Consider the following 20,737-nt stretch of genomic DNA (forward strand, 5'->3'; position numbering starts at 1 on the left):
ACACGATAGACCAGACGACCCGACAGACGAGAGTGACCAGATGACCACATAGACAGGATAGATAAGATAGACCAAACCAATGTCGTTCCTGTGGCTCACCATGCTCTCCGCCCTGCGCATCCTGCGCCGGAATCCGCTGCGGGCCGGACTGACCATGCTCGGCATCATCATCGGCATCGGCGCAGTGGTGGCGATGGTCAGCCTGGGGCAGGGCGCGACAGCTTCCGTCCAAGCCGAAATCGCCAGCCTCGGCACCAACGTCCTCATCATGATTCCCGGAACCACTACCGTCGGGGGCGTACGCGGCGGGCTCGGCACGATTTCGACCCTGACCGTGGACGACGCCGAAGATATCGAGAAGAAAATAGGCAGCGTCTCCATGGTGATGTATGGATCCCGGTCCGTCCTGCAGGTGATCGGTGAAAACAAAAACTGGAGCACTGTCGTACTAGGCACGACCCCCCAATTTACCGACATTCGCAGCTGGCCGATCGTGCAAGGCAACTTCTTTACCCAGTCGGACATGGAATCGGCGGCGAAGGTCGCGATCCTGGGGAAAACCGTCGCGCAGAACCTGTTCGAGCCAGGGGATGAAGTCGTGGGCAGTCAGATTCGCATCCGCAACGTCCCGCTGCGTGTGATCGGCGTCCTGGCGCCCAAGGGACAATCGATTACCGGACAAGACCAGGACGATCTGGTCCTGCTCCCGTTTACGACCGCCGAACGCAAAGTCCTGGGCACCAAGTTTCTCGGAACCGTCGGGATCATCCTAGTGGCGACGCAGACGCGGCATGACATCCCCGCCGTCGTGGAGGACATCAAGGAACTCCTGCGCGCGAGACATCATGTCCAGCCGTCCGAAGACGACGATTTCACCATCCGCACCATGGAGGACATCGCCAAGACCGTCGCCGGCACGAGCCGGACGATGATGCTCATGCTGATGGGCATTGCCTCCATCTCGCTCGTCGTGGGAGGCATCGGCATCATGAATATTCTCCTCGTCTCGGTCACGGAACGAACCAAGGAAATCGGGCTGCGCATGGCCGTCGGCGCGAAGCGGATTCATATCCTGCTGCAATTTCTGATCGAAGCCATCATCATGACCACCATCGGGGGCATCCTCGGCGTCGGGACCGGCATCGGCATCTCGCTACTCCTGACGAACCTGATCGGCTGGCCGACGATTATTTCTATGCCGGCCGTGGCCGCCGCGTTTTTCTTTTCCCTCGTCGTCGGCATCTTCTTCGGCCTCTATCCGGCCAACAAAGCCTCCAAACTGAATCCCATCGAGGCACTCCATTATGAGTAGGCCCAAGGCCACTGCATGAACGAGCAACTCCCTGCGTTCTGGAGTCTTCAGACCGATGAACTGCTCGACCGGCTGCAAACCAGACCGGAAGGGCTCCATCCCGACGAAGCACGGCAGCGCCAAACGCAGTATGCGTCTTCCAGACTGAAGCCCCGCCAGGATATTCGTCCCCTGTATGTCCTGCTCGCGCAATTTCGCAGTCCGATCATTCTCATTCTCTTGTTTGCCGCGACCATGTCGTTGTTTCTGGCCGATCGTACCGACGCGCTCATCATCCTCACGATTATCCTGGTCAGCGCCTTCCTGGGATTCTGGCAGGAGCACGGCGCCGCCAAAGCCGTCGCCTCGCTCCTCGCCCTCGTCCACGTGACCGTCACGGTCTTGCGGGAGGGGAAGGCGCTCGACATTCCGCTCGATGAGGTCGTGCCCGGCGACATCATCACGCTGTCGGCCGGCTCAAGCATTCCCGGAGACGGCCTCATCCTCGAATCCAAAGATCTCTTCGTCGACGAAGCGACGTTGACCGGCGAAACGTACCCGGCTGAAAAATCCGTTTCGGTCGTGCCGTCCACGGCACCGGTCAATCAACGGACCAACAGTCTCTTCATGGGCACCCACGTGATCAGCGGCCATGCGACCGCCGCAATCGTGCAGGTCGGCAAAGACACGGAGTTCGGTCGCATTGCCGGCCAGGTGATGCACCGCCAGCCGGACACCGAGTTTGAACGAGGCGTCCGCCGGTTCGGCTATTTGCTGCTCGAAGTGACCCTCCTGCTCGTCTTCGCCATCTTCGCCATCAACGTCTATCTGCAACGCCCCGTCCTTGATTCGTTCCTCTTTTCCATGGCGCTGGCCGTGGGCCTCACACCGCAGTTGCTCCCGGCGATCATCAGCGTCAACCTTTCGCACGGGGCCAAGCGCATGGCCCAGCAGAAAGTGATCGTCAAGCGGCTCCACTCGATTGAGAACTTCGGCAGCATGAACGTGCTCTGTGCCGATAAGACCGGCACGCTCACGGAAGGATCGATGCATCTGGAACGCGCGCTCGATGTCGCGGGGCAGCCGAGTGAACGCGTGCTCTTTCACGCGGCCCTGAATGCCGCGTACGAAACCGGCTTCATCAACCCGCTCGACGAGGCCCTCCGCACGTATCGCGCATGGGATTTCAACGGGTACCGCAAGCTGGACGAGGTGCCCTACGACTTCGTACGCAAACGATTATCCATTCTCGTCGCCACCACGACCGGCTCCCTCCTCATTACCAAAGGCGCCTTGGAGCAAACATTGGCCGCCTGCGCCTACGCTGAAGTGGCCGACGGACACTCCGTGCCCCTCGACGCGGTCCGGGACCGGATCGCCCGCCACTTTCACGATCTCACCGGTCAGGGCTTTCGCGTTCTTGGCCTGGCCATCCGCCCCATGGACGCCTGCACTCGTCTTGGAAAGGAACACGAGACGGACATGACCTTCCTGGGACTCCTGGTTTTCCACGATCCGCTGCGGGCCGACATTGCCGATACCATCGCCTCGCTCCGCCGACTGGGGGTCTCCCTCAAAATCATTACTGGCGATCACCATCTCGTGGCCGCCCACGTCAGCCAGCAGGTAGGGATGGACCACCAGCGGCTGCTCACCGGCCAGGATCTCCGCCGCATGACAGACGAAGCCCTGACTCACCAGGTGAACGACATCGATGTCTTCGCCGAAATCGAACCGAACCAGAAAGACCGCATCATTCTGGCCTTAAAACGTTCCGGCAATGTCGTGGGTTATATCGGAGACGGGATCAATGATGCCCCTGCGCTCCATTCAGCGGACGTCGGCATCTCTGTGGAGAGCGCCGTGGACGTGGCGAAAGACGCAGCGGACATTGTACTGCTCGAAAAGAACTTATCCGTGCTGATCCAGGGAGTCCGGGAAGGGCGCACCACATTTTCGAACACCCTGAAGTACGTCTTCATGGCTACCAGCGCGAATTTCGGCAACATGTTCAGCATGGCCGGCGCCTCGCTGTTTCTTCCGTTTCTCCCGCTGTTGCCGAAGCAAATCCTCCTCACGAATCTACTGACCGATATTCCTGAAATGACGATCGCCACCGATAGCGTCGACCCTGAACTGATCGACCGGCCGCGACGCTGGGACATCGCCTTCATCCGAAAATTCATGCTGACATTCGGACTCGTCAGCTCGGTCTTTGACTACCTGACGTTCGGCGCGCTGCTGTGGATTCTCGACGCCTCACCGGAACAGTTTCGGACGGGCTGGTTCATCGAATCCGTCATTTCCGCCTCGGCCATTGTGCTCGTCATTCGAACCAGACGGCCGTTTTTCTCCAGCACACCGGGACGCGCCCTCGCGCTCGCTACCCTGGCAGTCGCAGCCGTGACGCTGCTGCTGCCCGTCCTCCCCATCGCGGCGCCGCTGGGATTGACGCCCATGCCGCTGTCATTTCTCTTTCTCCTCGCCGCCATCCTCGCCGGATACATCCTCACCGCCGAGCTGGCCAAGAAATACTTCTACGCCAATAGCCGGGCCTGATGCCTCCATCCCACGACTCACCGTCGTCTCAACCACTTGATCGCTTCCATGATTACAAACGGCAACACACCCGCCGCTCCCATCAATTCCCAGTCTTCGATCGGCAAGGGAGCCACCTTGACCACCGGGGAAACCGCCGGAACGGTCAGCACCACAATCTGGACCGCGAGCGAGAGCAGCACGGCCCAGACCAGGGCGCGATTCGTGCCGAAACCAAGCTGGAAGAGCGACCACCGATCACTCCGGCAGTTGAACGCATGGACCAATTGCGCGACGACCATCACGGTAAAGGCCACCGTCCTGGCCTGATCGAGGCCCTGATGCAAACCATACAGACTGTAACTGAAGGCACCCAATGCGAGCGCCGCCAGCATCAGCCCCTCGCCGCCGATCGCCCACAACCGCCCGCCATCGAGCAAGCGGGCCTCCGGTCTGCGCGGCGGACGCTTCATCAAATCAGGAGCCTTGGGATCAACCGCCAAAGCCAGGGCTGGAATGCCGTCAGTCACGAGATTCATCCAGAGAATCTGAATCGGCAGGAGCGGAAGCGGTAATCCCAACAACGCGGCAAACAGCATGACCAGTACTTCACTCACGTTGCACGACAAGAGAAAATGCACGGTCTTGCGGATGTTATCGAATACCCCCCGTCCTTCTTCCACCGCCGCGGTAATCGAGGCGAAGTTATCATCCGTCACCACCATATCGGAGGCTTCTTTCGTCACATCGGTGCCGGCGAGTCCCATCGCCACACCGATGTCGGCCGCCTTAATTGCCGGCGCATCGTTCACGCCGTCCCCGGTCATCGCGACAATCGCGCCGCTACGTTTCCACGCCTGGACAATGCGCAGCTTATGCTCCGCCGAGACGCGGGCATAGACAGTCACGCGCCGGACCATGGTAGCCAGCTGCTCGTCCGTGAGATCGTTGAGTTCTGAGCCAGAGAGCGCCCTTCCCTCGCCATCATGCAGGCCCAATTCCCGTGCGATCGCCACGGCCGTCTCTTTGTGATCCCCGGTAATCATCACCGTGCTGATCCCGGCCTCCCGACAAAGACGCACCGCCTCCTTCGCTTCTGGACGCAAGGGATCCTTCATCGCACACAAACCGAGAAACACCAGGTCACGCTCCACGGCATCGGCCGACAGATTCGTGCCATGACTATCGACAGGCCGCTCCGCCACCCCGAGGACACGAAGAGCTTCCCCGGCCAGAGAGGCGTTCGTCACAACAATGGCTTTCCGTTGCTGGTCACTCAGCGGCTCAATTCGTCCGTCCGACGTCATGCGATGCGTGCAGCGGGCCAGCAAGACGTCCGGCGCCCCTTTGACATAGGCCTTGCTCCCTTCGGCCACCCGTCGAACCACCGTCATCATTTTTCGCTCAGCATCGAAGGGATGTTCCGCCTCGATCGGGGCGGCCTGTTCCAACTCTTCTTTCGTCAGCCCGACTTTCGCTGCAGCAACGAGCAACGCCCCTTCCGTCGGATCGCCGATCACCTGCCAGGCTCCGTTTTCCTGTCTCAAAGTCGCGCCGTTGCACAGGACCGCTGCCGTCAACAACCGGAGAAGTCCGGGATTAAGTGCTGAGTGCTGAGTGCTGGGTGCTGAGCTAGGTGAGGAAGAGTTTCCTCTTTGACCGGATGACTCAGGACTCAGCACGTTCAACTCAGCACTTCTTTGTCGTATCTCCCCCATCGGCTCATAGCCTTCGCCCGTGACGTCGAAGGATGCATTGCCGGCAAAGAGTTTCGTGACCGTCATTTCATTCTTCGTTAACGTGCCGGTCTTATCGGTGCAGATCACCGTCGCAGATCCCAGCGTTTCCACCGCCGGCAACTTGCGAATCAACGCATGCCGCTTCGCCATGCGCGTCACGCCCAGCGCAAGGGTGATGGTGACCACCGCGGGCAACCCCTCCGGCACTGCCGCCACCGCCAAACTCACCGACGTGAGAAACATCACCAGCAGCGGCTCCCCTCGCCAATATCCCAACCCGAAAACGACCGCCACGACCCCCAGGGCCAGCCACAACAGGGTATAGCCGAACTGCTCCAGCCTTCGCTGAAGGGGCGTTTCAGCCCGCTCCGCTTCAGAAGCCTGCTGAATCATCGAGGCGATACGCCCGAGTTCCGTCCGGAGACCGGTCGCCACCACTAACGCGCGGGCCTTGCCCGACACCGCGATGGTGCCCATGAACACCAAGTTGATCCGATCGGCGAGAGGTACGTCCACTGCGTCGAGCGTACCGGCGTGCTTTTGAACCGGCGTCGACTCACCGGTCAACGAGGCTTCCTGTGACTGGAAGTTTGCGGCGTAGGTCAGGCGGGCGTCCGCGGGAACCCGGTCGCCCGCCTCCAGGAGGATCAGATCGCCGGGGACCAACTCCCGGGCGGGAATGGACCGGAGCACGCCTTCACGAATCACCCGGGCCATTGAGACGGACATCTTCCGCAGCGCCGCCAGGGATTGCTCCGCCCGGAACTCCTGCACGAACCCGAGCAGCCCGTTCAGAAACACGATGGTGCCGATCGCCGCCGCATCGAGCCAGTCTTCCAACAGGCCGGATACCACCGCCGCGCCGATCAGCACCCACACGATGACATTGGCAAACTGGGAAAAGAACAGTTTCAGCAGCGACGGGGGAGGAGCTTCAGGCAGTTCGTTAAAGCCTTCGCGCATCTGCCGCCGAAGCACCTCCTCGGACTCGAGCCCGGCCTCATGATTCGTAGAGAGGGCGGTGGCCGCTGATGCCACTGAGCTGGTGTGCCAGGAACTGTTTGTCTGCGCCGGTGCGTTTGTCATATGTTCTTCTGCCCTATTTGAACAATAGCCACAATCCCAGCACGTACATGACGATCATCAACAGGCTGTCCGGTTCGATCAACATAAACCGCTTCTCGGCTCGATAAATGATTCCCATCAAGCCGATATTCATCATCAAAATGGACCAGAGCGCGGTGAGGGCGTGGGCCGAGCTGACACTCCCCAACAGGCCGCCGTCTCGATAAGCCAGATCGGCGAACAGGAACGCCGCCATGTTGAAGGCGTTGCTCCCGAACAGGTTCCCCACAGCCAGATCGAACGCGCCCAACCGGACCGCCGCGACGGCCGTGACCAACTCCGGCAAGGAGGTCGTGATGGCAACCAGCGATGTGCCGATAAAGGTCGCGCTGGTGCCGGTCTCTTCGGCGATGCGCGCCGCGGACCAGGCCAGGAATGGCGCAGCGACCAGCAGGGCCAGTGCCCCGAGGGAGAAACCGATGACCGCACGACGCAACTCGGCACGACGGGCGAGGGTATCCTGCTTGGCGATGGTGCCCTCGACCACCACGGCTTGCTCGCGCTGACGACGATCCATGTCCTCCTGCCGGAAGACGAGCCTCATGCCCAGCACATACAGGATAAAGAGCGCCAGACTGCCCAGGCCCACGCCGACATGGCTCACCTGGACCGGCTGCAGCACAAAAAAAGCGGCGAGTCCCGTCAACAGCATGGCCAGCGTCGCCGTCAGCGCATGCCCCAAAGCGGCCTGTTGCCAGACCCGTTTTTGGCGATGCATCAAATCGATCAGGCCCAGCGTCAGCATATTGCTCATGCCGGCACCGAATAAATCACCGGCCGCCAAATCCGGGGCATTCATCCAGCCGGCGCTAACGGTTGTGAACACTTCCGGGAGCGACGTGGCTGTAGACATTAGGATCACGCCGATCCACAATCGCCCCAATCCCGTCAACTCGGCAATCTCATCTCCGTACCGCGAGAGCCTCGTCCCGGCAACGACAATCACCGCCGCGCTCACTGAAAACAGCACCCAGGGCATCCGTATCCCTTTATTCCGGTACAGTAAGCCAAATAATTTTGCTGGTCGGAGTGTATCCCAATAGTATGCAGCAATCTATCCATGCTCATGGCGGTGATGCAGCTCGGACACGTGCGGGTGATCATGCGCCTGTGGCAGATGCCGGTGCGCGTGTGTATGCGATTCCTCTGTGACGATCTGCTCCTCATGCTCGTGCTGGTGGTGCTCGCCATGCACGTGCGTATGATCGTGCTCCACCTCTTCATGGACATGCAGATGGCGATGATGGGCGCTCAGCAAGAGCGTCACACCCACCGCCATAGCCGCGCTGGCGGCCAACTCGGTCAATCCCCATTGCTCACCGACAATCGGCACAGCGGCCACGGCGCCGATGAAGGGCGCGGTCGCAAAGTATCCTGCTTCGCGGGCGGCCCCTACCAAGCGGAGAGCTTGCATGTCCAGCACAAGACTCAGGCCATAACTGAACAGCCCTAGCACAAGCGCAGCCATAAGCATCGAGGGTCGAGGCAAACTCTGACCGGTGAGCATGGCCAGGCTTACCATACAGGCGCCCGCTCCCAAGGTCTTGATCCCCGTTACCACAATTGGATCACGGAGCGAGAGACGCTGGCTCAGATTGTTATCGATAGCCCAGCAGAGGCAGGCGCCCACTATCGCGACGAATCCCAGCCAATCCGTGCGCACGGCTCCTGGGTGGTAATTGAGGACGGCAGCTGCCCCTTAATGACGAGGGCCCCAAGGACTTCGCGCCGATCGAGATGCTCCCGAAAGAAGAGAATGGCCAACGCGATCGTCAACGGAGCTTCCAAGTTGAGCAGCAAAGAACTGGCAACCGCGGAGAGGCGCTGGAGCCCCCACAACATCAAGACCGGTCCAAGGATGCCGCCGGCCACCACGATTCCAGCCAACAGCCATCGGTCCGTAGGTTGGATTGGTGCCTCACCTCGCGCAACCTTCGAGTGGCGATAGACCCTCAGCTCAAAGCACAACAGCCCGATTCCGGCGCCGAGATACAGCAGGCCTGCAATGAGCAGAGGTCCACTTTCTGGGAGCAGCAGTTTTGTTAAAGGGAGACTGATCCCGAAGAGGGCTGCTGCTGCTAAGCCATAGAGGCCGCCTCTTGCTCGATTGCCGGCAGCGGTCATGTCCACACTGGGCCTATGTGGTCCTTCATCGTCCGCTCCCCTTTTCACGGTTGCACGCTGAACTCCTGTCTCACCATGAGAAGTCACTGACTCAGCGTGATTCTGGCCGCCCGCGCAACTGCCGTTGGGCCAGCGGCACGTTCAATACGGTCTGGATCTTCATTACGTCTTCCTATTCCGGTTACTCCGAACAGAAGGTGATCGTTTCCGCATGCGGGAAGATGGGAGCGGTTTAGACTCGTCAGTAAGAATCTCAACCCGCTGGAACTCTGAGCGGCAACAGGCATCTGTTCCGCAGCACGCAGCATGCGTGCAACGGAATCGGAACTCCACCCATCGGACGGACGGGGCAAAGGGACCAAGCGCGAGACCGAAGCGATGCACCGCCGCCATGACACCCCCTGCGGGGACCATGATCGCCTCGGTCCACGTTTCCTGCGCATTCGTCTTCCACGCGAGCCGGCCAGGACAGTTCGTGCGAATGATCAGCCGGTCACCCGCCCAGATCGATCGAATAGGCCTGCTAAAGGTCCAAATCGGCGCATGAGGGACAATGGGACGAGTCAAAACCGCGGGCGGCCTTCGTCGCAGAGATCGATAGACATTTTGTAAATGCGTCCGGAACAGGTCGTCAAACTCGACATCGGAATCCGAGGCCTGATCCTCGCCGAACCACCAGAACCAGTCGCTCCCCTCAGCCGCGTAGAGTGCGTCAAAGGCCTTGCGATGACGCTCTGGGGTGGCCTTCACGCGGTCCAGAAGATCACGAGTTTCCCGCAACAAGTTCCAGGCCTGATTTTCTTCCTTCTCTCCGATCCACGTGCCGAGGTCGTTCCCCGGTCGCGAGCCATTCTCATCAATCCAGCTCGCCTCGAAGAGGTCATAGACTTTCCGCAGCCCAGCCACGGGATGACCCAGGACGCCGCGTGCGGGATTGCCTTCGAGATACTCGCGAAACGTGACGGTCCGGATCTCTGGATCGGCCACCAGCGCGGCATACAGGGCATGCAAGAACGGGCGTGCCTGTTGACGATAGGCCCCCCACGCATTTTCCCCATCCAGGATAATCGAGACGATCCGGTTTTCTGGATCGTCCACCCGCCAGGCGAAGCGCTCTTTGAGTTCTCGCACGAAGTCTGCTGCAGCCTGGCCGGCATCTGCATAATGTTGGTAGTGAAAGCCGATCTTGTCTGACAAGACCGGATCGCGGAAAAAGACGGCCACACCCCGGCCCGTTTCATCTTCCGCCCGGTAGGCTTGGCAGAGCACATTCGGATCCTGGACATTGTACCCGTACTGCCCTGACCGCTCCAGCACGCCCCGATCCGTGGCGATCCACTGCATGCCGGCCTCGGCAAACAGCGAAATCACCGACTGCCCGACCGCGCCCTCGGCGGGCCACATCCCCGCAGGCAGATGGCCGAACCGTTCCTGGTAGAAGGTCACGGCCTGATGCACCTGCGCCGTCGCATCTTCAGGCCGGTGGAAGCGCGTGGGATGGGTGGCACCGTCGCGGTCGATCGTGGCCTGATCGGTATCCGCAAGCAGCGGAAGAATGGGATGGTAAAAAGGGGTGGTGGAGACTTCGATCTGTCCGCGGTCCTGAAGCCGGCGATGAATCGCGACGACGTTGCGCATGATCGTAAGTTGCTCCAGGACCATCTGGGCGATCTGGTCCGAGCTGTATCCGCTGCCTTGCGCGATATAGCTCAGCGCGGAGGCCACTACCCCGCTGGGAAGTGTCACCGCTCCCTCCTGGAACTCCGGGCCGAACCAGGCCACATTGAACCACATCTGGAGATCAGCGAGATCTTGAACCGTGAACGAGCGACCGTCCTGGCGTTGCTCGAACAAGGCGCGATAGCGGGGCCAGGGGAAGATCTGGGTGTGCCAGTCGGCCTCGAAGAACGTGGCGAGGAGTTCCTCTCGCTGGGCGGCGGACAGACGGGCCGCCGGGGTCAGAGTTAATTCCAGGGCGCGGTCTGTCGCCCCGCGTTCAGTATAGTCCTCGAGCTGTTGGAGGAGGACGGGCGTGAGATTGATGGTGAGATGTACCTCCGGATGCTGTTCCAGCAGCGCCGCCATGGCGTAGTAGTCTCGAATGGCATGCAGGCGCACCCAGGGAAACCGGTATGACCCCTGTGGTCGCTTGGCGTGCAGATCTTTATAGAGCGGTTGGTGCTGGTGCCACAGAATCGCAAGGTGAAGCTTCGGGCTCACGACAAACGAGAAGGGCTCCCCGTCGCAGGACCCGGCCGGAGAGCTTCCCCTCAGCCGGTACTCCACCCGATCCCCGTCCGCAAACGGGCCGACGTTCAGAAACCAGTAGCTGTTGGCCTCCCGATTGACATTCCAGGTGCTCTCCACCTGCCCTGTATGCACCGTGCCGTCCTGGTGCAGGACCTGATACTCGATCCAAGTTCGTTGCCCCCCCTCGATGGGCCAGCTGCCGAACTGGAGATTGACGTGCTGCCCCGCGCTCACGAAAAACGGAAAGCGCGGGGCGTCAGGTGTGAGATGCCAGATGACCATGGTCGTACACGCTCTTAATCCGAACACAGTGACATCTGTGTTGTCCGGCTCTATCTGTCAGCGTTCTTTTTTGCTAGCTTCCAGATTTCCATGGCGACGAGCGGTAGCATCCCTACGCCAATGGCCAGAAGCCAATGTTCAGGATCGAAGGGGACGACTTTGAACACGCCTTGAATCGGGGGCCAGAAAACAATCGCGGCTTGGAGCAGCGCAGACAAGGCGACAGTGGCCAGCAACGGCTTGTTCGTCCAGAGGCCAAGCGCAAAGACCGATCGGTCCTCGCTCCGGTTATTTAGGGCATGGAAGAGCTGCGCCAGAACCATCACGGTAAACGTGAGGGTGCGGGCCCGCTCCAGATTGAGGTCCATGCCGTAGAGGCAATACACGAACGCCAGGAGTGTGATCGCGGCGATGAAGGTTCCCTGGATCAAGAGTCTCAGCAAGCGTGCCCGAGTGAGGAACGGCTCTTGCGGCGGACGCGGAGGCCGCTGCATCAGACCCGCGTCCGCCGGATCCACCGCTAAAGCGAGGGCGGGCAAGCCGTCCGTGACTAAGTTGATCCAGAGAATTTGCACCGGCAGCAGCGGGAGCGGGAGGCCGAACAGCGTCGCCAGCAACATCAATAGGATTTCGCTGATGTTGCAGGAGAGCAGGTAGTAAACACTCTTCCGAATGTTGTCATAAATCGCCCGGCCTTCCTCCACGGCCGCCGCAATGGAGGCGAAGTTATCATCGGTCACCACCATGTCGGCGGCTTCTTTCGTCACGTCCGTGCCGCTCATGCCCATCGCCACCCCGATGTCCGCCGCTTTGAGGGCGGGCGCATCGTTCACCCCGTCGCCCGTCATCGCGACCACTGCTCCCTGTTGCTTCCACGCGTGGACGACTCGTAGTTTGTGTTCTGCCGTCACACGCGCATAGACGGCCACTGCCTTCACCTGATCGCGCAACTCCTCATCCGAGAGCTGGTTCAGCTCCGCACCTGAGATCGCTTGCGCGCCCGGCTCCATGAGGCCGAGCTCATTCGCAATGGCGATCGCCGTGTCCTTATGATCTCCGGTGATCATGACGGTTCGAATCCCGGCCACACGACAGGCTTCCACCGCCGCCTTCGCTTCCGGTCTGATCGGATCTTTCATCCCGACCAATCCCAAGAACACGAGGTCGCACTCCAGATTCTTGGCGTCATAGACGTCCGGAATCCGGTCCAGCGGACGCATGGCCACCCCAAGGACTCTGAGCGCTTGAGACGCAAGGCGCTGATTGGTGGCCGTAATCTCCTGGCGGATCGCATCCGTGAGCGGCTGGATGTCGCCGCCTCGCGTGAGCCAGGCTTGGCAGTCGCGCAGCAAGACATCCGGGGCGCCTTTGATAAAGGCGATGGGACCGGAGGGAGTCCGGCGCACCACCGTCATCTTCTTTCGCTCTGAGTCAAACGGCACTTCGCCCAACCAGGGGTTCTCTTGTTCGAGATGATTCTTTGTCAGTCCGGCCTTGGCCGCTGCGACCAGCAATGCGCCTTCCGTCGGATCACCCACGATGTGCCAGAGAAAGGCCTCCAGTCGAAGGTCGGCACCATTGCACAGCACCGAGGCACGCAAGAGCGTCATGAGTCCTGGCTTCAGGGCCGGTGTCGTTGGCTCACTGTCCGACCGGATCTCCCCGACTGGCGCGTACCCTTCGCCGGTCACCGTGAAGATTTCTCCTCCTTGATAGAGGGCCGTCACAGTCATCTCGTTTTTCGTAAGCGTGCCGGTCTTGTCGGAGCAGATCACGGTCGTCGAGCCCAACGTTTCGACGGCTGGAAGGCGGCGAATTAAGGCATGCCGTTTCACCATCCGCGTCACGCCCAAGGCGAGCGTGATGGTGACCACGGCGGGCAGGCCCTCAGGGATCGCCGCCACGGCCAGGCTCACGGCGGTGAGGAACATCGTCACAAGGGGCACTCCGCGGAGGGCCCCGAGCAGGAACACAACCGTGACGATGCCGAGGGACAACCACAGCAGGCTATGCCCCAGTTGTTCCAGCCGACGTTGAAGCGGCGTCTCTTCCTGCTCTGCCTGGGCTTCGCGGTGAATCAGCGCGGCAATCTTTCCGAGCTCCGTCTGGGCTCCGGTGGCGGTGACCAGCGCGCGCCCTTTTCCGGAGACGACAATGGTCCCCATAAAGAGCATGTTATGGCGGTCACCCAAGGGTACCTCTGTGTGGGGAATCGGCTCGGCTGATTTGGCGACTGGGATCGATTCGCCGGTCAACGAGGCCTCCTGCGTCTGAAGACCTGTTGCATAGACTACGCGGCTGTCTGCTGGCACGCGATCGCCGGCTTCGACCTGAATGAGATCGCCCGGCACGAGCTCACGCGCTGGAATTGACCGGATCACCCCTTCTCGGATCGCGCGCGCCATCGTGATCGAGAGCTTTTTCAATGCCGCGATGGACTGCTCGGCTCGATACTCCTGCACAAAGCCCAGGACGGCGTTCAGCAAGACGATGGCGAGGATCGCGGCTGCGTCCACCCATTCCTGGAGCAGCCCGGAGATGACCGCTGCTCCGATCAGCACCCAGATGATGACGCTTGTGAACTGTCCGAGGAGGAGAGTCAGGGCTGAGACCGGAGGAGCCTCGGGCAGTTCATTCGGGCCGTACTCAACCAGGCGCTGCCGGGCATCCCGCTCAGTCAATCCTCTGTCCAGATTGGATTGCAAGGTTGTCTCAAGTTCGTCCGGCGTCTGGGTGTGCCACTCGCGTGAGTTCATGTCGCCTCCAGCGTTGAAGAGGTCATCGATCGCTGTCCTTCTCAGTTCATCTGCTATAATCCTGCTCGATGAGAATCCTGGCCACCTACTCCGAGCAGGCACGGATCACTTCCAGCCTTGCCGCCATAGTGATGGCCTTCCTCCTCGCGAGCTGTGCAAGCTCTCCCGTTTTTTCCCATACAGTGTACGAAGACCCAACCATTCTTGTGCGGTTAGACAGTCCCTTGTTTCAGGAGGACGTCTCTGGCGCGCCCGCTGGACGCATTCCTGAGTTGACCGTCGCTGATCTCGCTGCGCTCTTGCGATCCGTGAGGATCCAGCCGGAGATCAGCTTTCTCAGCTACTGGGTCCTGAGGAAAGAGCCCCAGCCGGAACCAGCCTTCCCCAATGACGATGCCCAACTCCTCGCCCCCTATCTCCTGGCCGCGTTGGCCCAAGCCCGGCCCAACGAAACGGCGGTCTTTTTCCTCCGGCGGACCCGTGAGGACGGCATTCCCCTTATCACCACAGGCGGACTGCTCATCCAGGGCGATCAGCTCGTTCTTCTGCTGGCTAATGCCCGGAGACCTGCCACAACGCAACGAAAGCTCGAGACAGCCCGGGACGCGCCGCTTCACCCGCTGGGAGAGGTGGATGTTCACTTCGTGACCGGACCCTACCAGACCACGCTGGCCAAGAAAGACCTCCCGAAGAGCATCGCCAAAACCGCTGCCCAGGCTCTCTCGGTCGACTACCGCGCATGGCTCGCCGGCTTTTTGCAGCCTGGCCGAGGTTCCTCTCCGTCTCAGACCGAGCCGGAGAGTCCGGCTGCGATGATCGAAGGCAAACTACACCGGTTGAAGATCTGGCGCGAACAGGGGCTGATTACCGACGACGAATACCTGCAGAAGCGTCAAGAAATCCTCAAACGCTTCTGACCACGTCTCGCACTATTGGCCGACGACGTTACGTACCACGTCCGCCTTTCTCTAAAACCCGAAATGGATCCCCGCCAAGTACCGTTCCTGACTGCTGGATGCGACACCATTGGGTTCCCCAATCCCGAGGACGTTCAACCCTTCTCCACTCGCCTTGGAGAACTCCGCCACTACTCGCACGTTCTCCGTCACGTAATAGGAAATGTGTGTGGTGAGGAGCGTCCCGTTTGCCTTGACCGGATTATTGGGGCTTCCGGCCACCACACCGGTATCCTGCATTTCGTAGCGGGCATCCAGGAAAAGTTTCTCGGGAAGCACCTCGAGGATGCCCTCGACGAGATAGTTCCGTCGATCCTGCTTGGCGATTCCTCCGATATCCCAGTTGTGGTAGTAACCGAGCAAGACCTGGCCGCGGCCGAAGCGGAGATTCAGCGTCGCGTCCAGTTGCTGCCGAGTCCGTCCGTCAATGATCGGGGAGGGCTGGTCGGAATTCGCCTTTGTGTTGATGTATCTAATCCCAACAATGTGATCCCACAAAGTATAGGTCCCCCACGTGTAGAAACCTTGGAACTTTTTCTCAAGGTTGACCGCCGGGGTGTTCACCCCTTCCTCTCGCTCGTCGTTGACAATCCCGGCTGCGTATCGAATCCCGGACCAATATCCGTTTAACTCGACGCCGGTCACATTGAACGTCACCGGCGCCAGATACCGCTGGAAGGTCAGCCGCCGTTTCTGCGAAAGATAGTATTGTTCGTTCAGCATGCGGCCGGCCCGCAGGTTGAGCACACTGGCCGGCAGCAGGTCGCTGAATTGCAGCCAGATCTGCTCATTCCCGAAGGCTCCCCCTTCCGCCACCTCCTGCGCGAACTCGGCCAGAAACCCAACCTTCGGCGCGGCGGTGCCGGCGGCCATCAGCTCGACTTCCCCGATCTCGGCCTTGCTGGTTGTGGAGAGTCTCGCCTTGGTCACCGGGTCATCCTGATGGGCGTTGAGGTATTGCATCGTGCCGATAACGGAAACAGGCAGACTCTTCAGCTCCCAGGGATACTTGCCGTTCTCGCCCGGCAGCCGGAATCCCCGTTGCTTGAACTCCATCCCGAACTCGTTCAGCAGTGGAAACGCTGTATGGCAGTCGCTGCACTTGAGCCCGTGTTCGCGTGAAAACGTGGGAATGGCCGAAGCCCGCCGGGCGGACGACAACACCACAGCGACCAACACCACGAGCATCAGCACGAGGATCACCGATAGTGGCGGTTTCTTCATCCTCACCTCTCCTCACCTTCCTTGGGCGGTCTACCTGCCCGACTGCGTTAAGGTCCGCAGGTACGCGATCACCTGCCACCGCTGCTCTTCACTCAACTTATCTTTGTAACCCGGCATCTTGGAGCCGGGCTTCTTCTCGGAAATGCGCCAGAACCAGTACTCATCCGAATGGTTCTGGCCCACGGTCGGATCAGACAAATCCGGCGCGCCCTTTCCGAGACGTGTCGGCTTGCCATCAGTCCCATGACACCTGGCACAGTTGACATCTGGTTTGGCTTGGCCCTCGAACACGTCTTTTCCTGCTGCCCGGATTTTCGGATCATCGTGCCACCCGGATGGCATCCCCTTCGCCTTGTATCCTGCGGGGATCTCTTCCTCAGAGGCGGCCATAGCGATGCCTTTGAAGAGACGAGGCTGCCCACCTATGAGGACCAGCATGGACATGCCTAACAGCACCGGCAAGACCATGCTGGACCACAGATACCTTCTCCTCGATCGGCTTAATTCCCTTTTACTGGCTGATACAGTCATCACATGCCTCCTTGGAGCCATCACTTCAGGGACACCATGTAGTTCGTAAGATCCGTCAGTTCCTGCCCGCTGAGTTCATAGGGCGGCATCTCTGAACCGGGCACGAGCGACTGAGGGTCTTTGAAATGGCGCATGAGCCAGTCCCGATCGCGCGCCTGGCCGATGTACGAGAGATCTGGGCCGACAGCCTCTCCCGTCCCATGAATACGGTGGCATCCCGCACACCCCAGCTGCTGATACAGCAGCTGGCCCCGCAGCACCGACGGATCGGTCACGGGCAGCGAAGCCACTTCCCGCATCGAGATCGTCAGCAGGACGAGCACCGCGAGCAGAAACACGCCGCCCAGCCCTATCGCGACTGGGCGAGAAAAGGGCCGACGAGCCGGTTGACGATCCAGCCAGGGCAGCAAGAACAAGGCAAGGTAAAACAGGACAGGGAGCACCACCGTGCCCACGATCTCCCAGGGACCCTTCATGTACTTGAGGAGCTGATAGTAGAAGAGGAAATACCACTCGGGCGCCGGTGAAAAGCTCGTATCAGAAGGATTAGCCGGATCACTCAAAGGAGCAGGCAGGCTGAGCGCAAGGCCTGCTACCAACGAGAACGTGATGCCGATCGCGACGGCATCCATGGCTACTTGTTTCGGCCAGAATGGCTCCGAGAAGGCCAGGCCCCGTGCTTCATCCCAGGGCCCAGCAGGGCCTACTCGTCGAAGAATGAAGAGGTGCAACACGATGAACCCCATCAGGAGCCAGGGTAAGAAGAGCGTGTGAAGCGCATAGAAGCGGCTCAGTGTCATCGCCCCGAGCTGTTGCCCGCCCCGGATGATCCTGATCAGAAGATCGCCGACCAGGGGAATCGTTCCCACGATGTTGATCCCCACCTGGGTCGCCCAGTAGGCACGCTGGTCCCATGGGAGGAGATACCCACTGAACCCGAAGGCCAACGTGAGCAGAAACAGAACGACGCCCACCACCCACAGCAGCTCACGGGGGCGCTTGTAGGCGCCATAGAGAAATACCTGGAGCATGTGGAGCCCGATGGCGACCATCATTGCACTCGCCCCCCAGTGGTGGAGTCCCCGGATGAACGATCCGAATGGAACCTCGTCCATGATGTACCGGATGCTGGCATGGGCATGCTCGGTCGAGGGCGAGTAGGAGATTGCCAGGAACATCCCGGTGATCAACTGGAGGAAGAAGCAAAAGAGCGCGATACTGCCGAAGACATAGATCGAGCTTGCGCCTCCAGGGATCGGCTCCTCTAACAGTGCAATGCGAACAGGGGTGAGTTTCAGCCGCTCATCCAGCCACTGATACAACCGTCCACTCATAGGGGCCCTCACAGTTCGATCTTCGCCGAAGCGCCAGATTTGAATTCCTTGTACATGACCAAGAGCCGCCCGTCCTGGACTTTCGCTGGGAGGACATCCAGCGAGCGCGGCGCAGGACCCGCCAAGACATTCCCATCTCGCGAAAAGAAACTATGGTGGCACGGACAATGAAACTGTTCCTTATCAGGCTCCCAACGGTACCCGCAGCCGAGGTGCGTACAGATGGGCGCATACACTGTTATAGCCCCTTTGTCGTCCTTGACGACCCACACGGATTTCTTCGCAGTGGTCTTCTGCCAGCCGTCTGTCACCGACAGCACGAGCTCTCGCTCACCAGGGCGACCCGGCACCAGAGAGTCGATCGGCCCCGCATCGGCCCAATCCGGTGCACGCCGTCTCAGGGCAGGCAAGATGGTGTAGCCCAACAGGGGAATTCCGATCGTTGTCGCAATCAGCGCGGCGATCGATCCAGTTAGCCAGGCCAGAAATGGCCTCCGTCCTTCAGCGTCAGAACCTAATTGCATGGGAGTCTTTCCTCCTCTTTTCTTTGAAAGCACTCGGTTTGGCTACGTCGTTCCGCCAAGCCGACAGGGTCTTGCCCGGTATGACGACAAAGGAAGCACGGCGCGCTAAAGCCTTGGCCGATGTTCGGCTGCCATCGCCTTGGCTTCCGCAGCCGCTCTGCGATAGCTCTCCGCAATCGCGCGGCAACGAGCGGCATGCTCGGCCGCTTGGACTGTGTCGTACTTTTTGGGATGTGTTTCATAGAACTCGGCCAGGGACTCCCAATCCTTCGCCTTTCCCGTAAACTCCTGAGCTTGCTGCGCGTAGTATTTCGCCAGGCCTGCATGGTCCTGGCGGTCCAAGAGCCGCTGAGCCGAGGCCTCCCGGTGTGCAATCCCCAGCGCCTCGGCTTCATCGGCCGCCTTGCGATAACTGTCGGCAATGGCCCGACAGTGGGCCACGTGCCGAGCCGCTTCCCCCCGTGGCGCGAGTTCCGGATGCTTCTCGTAAAACTCGGCCATAAACTCCCAGTCCTTTGCCATCTGGCGCAAGTCCTGAGCCTGCCGCTCGTAGTAGCTCGCCAGACCCGCTTCGCTGCTCGGTATCAGGTGAAGGGCGCCTGGGCCTGCGCAGCCTTGCAGCCCGATGGCAAGGCTCAGGCCCCACAGCAGAGATATAAGTTGGCGCGTGATCATGGTCGGACCTCCTCTGCCTGAACCGGAACTTCCTCAACCTCATTTGCCTGACCGGCTGAAGGCTCCTCCGGTTGGCGAGAAGACCAGCCAATCGATAAGTCGCCCCACACGGCTGCGGTCTCCTGCCACCTTGAATCGCTTTCAGAGAGTCAAGTCCTCACAAGACTTCAAGCAGACACAACACGTCTCCCTTTGCTGTGAACCGGCGCCCGGTTCACGATAATCCGTTCATCCACTCGTTCCCCGCAGTGAACCCCTCGCCACACCACACGAACCATACCTGCACTGCAGGGGGCCTCAGCTTTCCAAGAGGTCCGCACTGTGCCTTCCCCCACACCGGTGACAGCGTGGGTTCTGGGGCGCAACCATCGGTGGGTCAGCGGCGTCAGATGTTCTCACTGTGAACTCCCAAATCCACAGAGGCACGGGCTGTATACGCACACGATGAATACCGTGGTGTATGTGAACCGGTCGAGCAAACAACATGCCGGGAAGGCATTCCTCGGAAAAACGTCACTCGGCACACAGTTGTTGAGGATACGTGGAGTGGCCGCTCCTTGCAGTGGGGACGAACGCCTCACGTGCGAGCAGAGTATGGGCGCAAATCTCCACATCAGAAAATCGGCACCGCCGACTTCAAGGCTTCCGGCCCTCAAATCCCTTCATGTAGTACTCCGGATTCTGATCGAATTGCTCCTTGCACTCCTTCGCGCAGAAGTAATAGGTCTCTCCGTGATACTGACTGGTGACCGGCGCCGTGCTCTTCTCGATCCACATCCCGCACACACGGTCCATTTCTTTTTGGTGTTTCATGGCTCCCTCCTTATCTTCGGTTATTGCCGGCGTGCGTCGGACCGGCACAGGGTCGCGCGGTCTGAACGACTACTGTGCTTCCTCTAGGTCCCTTCTTCCCATTGCCGATGTAGTCGCGAATGGCATGCAGCCGCACCCAGGGAAACCGGTACGATCCCTGTGGTCGCTTGGCGTGCAGATCCTTGTAGAGCGGCTGGTGCTGGTGCCAAAGAATCGCAAGGTGAAGCTTCGGGCTCACGACAAACGAGAAGGGCTCCCCATCGCTGGACCCGTCCGGAGAGCTTCCCCGTAACTGATACTCCACGCGATCCCCGTCCGCAAACGGGCCGACGTTGAGAAACCAGTAGCTGTTGGCCTCCCGGTTGAAATTCCAGGTGCCCTCCACCTGTCCAGTATGCACCCTGCCGTTCTGGTGCATGACCCGATAGTCGATCCAGATCCACTGGCTGTGCTCAATCGGCCAGGTGCCGAACTGAAGATTGACGTGCTGCCCCGCACTCACGAAAAACGGAAAGCGCGGGGCGTCAGGGGTGAGATGCCAGATGACCATGGTCCTGCTAGCCTCTCACCGATCA

At 60.2% G+C, this 20,737-nt stretch carries 16 protein-coding genes; 3 read left to right on the forward strand and 13 right to left on the reverse strand.

Annotated elements, in window-relative coordinates:
• The first annotated feature begins 79 nt into the window (after positions 1 to 79).
• On the forward strand, positions 80 to 1,312 hold the full coding sequence (locus Q8N04_09695; protein ID MDP3090940.1) for an ABC transporter permease: 1,233 nt from the start codon (positions 80 to 82) through the stop codon (positions 1,310 to 1,312).
• A 15-nt stretch (positions 1,313 to 1,327) separates the two neighbouring features.
• Entirely contained in the window at positions 1,328 to 3,850 is a 2,523-nt protein-coding gene (mgtA, locus tag Q8N04_09700; protein MDP3090941.1) for a magnesium-translocating P-type ATPase, read from the forward strand.
• A gap of 17 nt (positions 3,851 to 3,867) precedes the next feature.
• On the opposite strand, the gene Q8N04_09705 is transcribed toward mgtA, so the two are convergent.
• The 6 genes from Q8N04_09705 to Q8N04_09730 all read right to left on the reverse strand — a co-directional run bounded on the left by Q8N04_09705 (position 3,868) and on the right by Q8N04_09730 (position 14,105).
• The gene (locus Q8N04_09705; GenBank protein ID MDP3090942.1) at positions 3,868 to 6,654 is read right to left on the reverse strand and encodes a cation-translocating P-type ATPase; all 2,787 of its coding nucleotides are present in this window, start codon (positions 6,652 to 6,654) and stop codon (positions 3,868 to 3,870) included.
• 13 nt (positions 6,655 to 6,667) lie between these two features.
• On the reverse strand, positions 6,668 to 7,672 hold the full coding sequence (locus Q8N04_09710) for a hypothetical protein (protein MDP3090943.1): 1,005 nt from the start codon (positions 7,670 to 7,672) through the stop codon (positions 6,668 to 6,670).
• Between the two features lie 75 nt (positions 7,673 to 7,747).
• Positions 7,748 to 8,356 carry a DMT family transporter gene (locus tag Q8N04_09715; protein MDP3090944.1) on the reverse strand — a complete coding sequence of 203 codons (609 nt, stop codon included), beginning with the start codon at positions 8,354 to 8,356 and terminating at the stop codon, positions 7,748 to 7,750.
• Entirely contained in the window at positions 8,323 to 8,817 is a 495-nt protein-coding gene (locus Q8N04_09720; protein ID MDP3090945.1) for a DMT family transporter, read from the reverse strand. Before Q8N04_09720 ends, Q8N04_09715 begins: the two co-directional genes overlap by 34 nt.
• 162 nt (positions 8,818 to 8,979) lie before the next feature.
• On the reverse strand, positions 8,980 to 11,349 hold the full coding sequence (locus Q8N04_09725) for a glycoside hydrolase family 57 protein (GenBank protein ID MDP3090946.1): 2,370 nt from the start codon (positions 11,347 to 11,349) through the stop codon (positions 8,980 to 8,982).
• A gap of 50 nt (positions 11,350 to 11,399) precedes the next feature.
• Complete coding sequence (locus Q8N04_09730; GenBank protein ID MDP3090947.1) at positions 11,400 to 14,105, reverse strand: calcium-translocating P-type ATPase, SERCA-type; 2,706 nt, start codon at positions 14,103 to 14,105, stop codon at positions 11,400 to 11,402.
• A 68-nt stretch (positions 14,106 to 14,173) separates the two neighbouring features.
• Here Q8N04_09730 and Q8N04_09735 point away from each other — a divergent pair, with 68 nt between their 5' ends.
• Entirely contained in the window at positions 14,174 to 15,022 is an 849-nt protein-coding gene (locus Q8N04_09735) for an SHOCT domain-containing protein (GenBank protein MDP3090948.1), read from the forward strand.
• Between the two features lie 51 nt (positions 15,023 to 15,073).
• Here the strand turns inward: Q8N04_09735 and Q8N04_09740 are convergent, their stop codons facing one another.
• The 7 genes from Q8N04_09740 to Q8N04_09770 form a co-directional block, all read right to left on the reverse strand.
• Positions 15,074 to 16,285, reverse strand: coding sequence for a hypothetical protein (locus tag Q8N04_09740; GenBank protein MDP3090949.1), 1,212 nt, complete (start codon positions 16,283 to 16,285; stop codon positions 15,074 to 15,076).
• A gap of 30 nt (positions 16,286 to 16,315) precedes the next feature.
• Positions 16,316 to 16,753, reverse strand: a complete 438-nt coding sequence (locus Q8N04_09745) for a cytochrome c (protein MDP3090950.1) — start codon at positions 16,751 to 16,753, stop codon at positions 16,316 to 16,318.
• A gap of 83 nt (positions 16,754 to 16,836) precedes the next feature.
• A complete protein-coding gene (locus Q8N04_09750) occupies positions 16,837 to 18,150 on the reverse strand; it encodes a cytochrome b N-terminal domain-containing protein (protein ID MDP3090951.1) in 1,314 nt (437 codons plus the stop codon).
• Between the two features lie 8 nt (positions 18,151 to 18,158).
• A complete protein-coding gene (locus Q8N04_09755) occupies positions 18,159 to 18,674 on the reverse strand; it encodes a ubiquinol-cytochrome c reductase iron-sulfur subunit (GenBank protein ID MDP3090952.1) in 516 nt (171 codons plus the stop codon).
• Between the two features lie 105 nt (positions 18,675 to 18,779).
• A complete protein-coding gene (locus Q8N04_09760) occupies positions 18,780 to 19,349 on the reverse strand; it encodes a hypothetical protein (GenBank protein MDP3090953.1) in 570 nt (189 codons plus the stop codon).
• Between the two features lie 636 nt (positions 19,350 to 19,985).
• Entirely contained in the window at positions 19,986 to 20,162 is a 177-nt protein-coding gene (locus Q8N04_09765; GenBank protein MDP3090954.1) for a YHS domain-containing protein, read from the reverse strand.
• 10 nt (positions 20,163 to 20,172) lie between these two features.
• The gene (locus Q8N04_09770) at positions 20,173 to 20,712 is read right to left on the reverse strand and encodes a hypothetical protein (GenBank protein MDP3090955.1); all 540 of its coding nucleotides are present in this window, start codon (positions 20,710 to 20,712) and stop codon (positions 20,173 to 20,175) included.
• Positions 20,713 to 20,737: the final 25 nt, after the last annotated feature.

The organism is Nitrospira sp., assembly GCA_030692565.1.
Classification (GTDB): domain Bacteria; phylum Nitrospirota; class Nitrospiria; order Nitrospirales; family Nitrospiraceae; genus Nitrospira_D.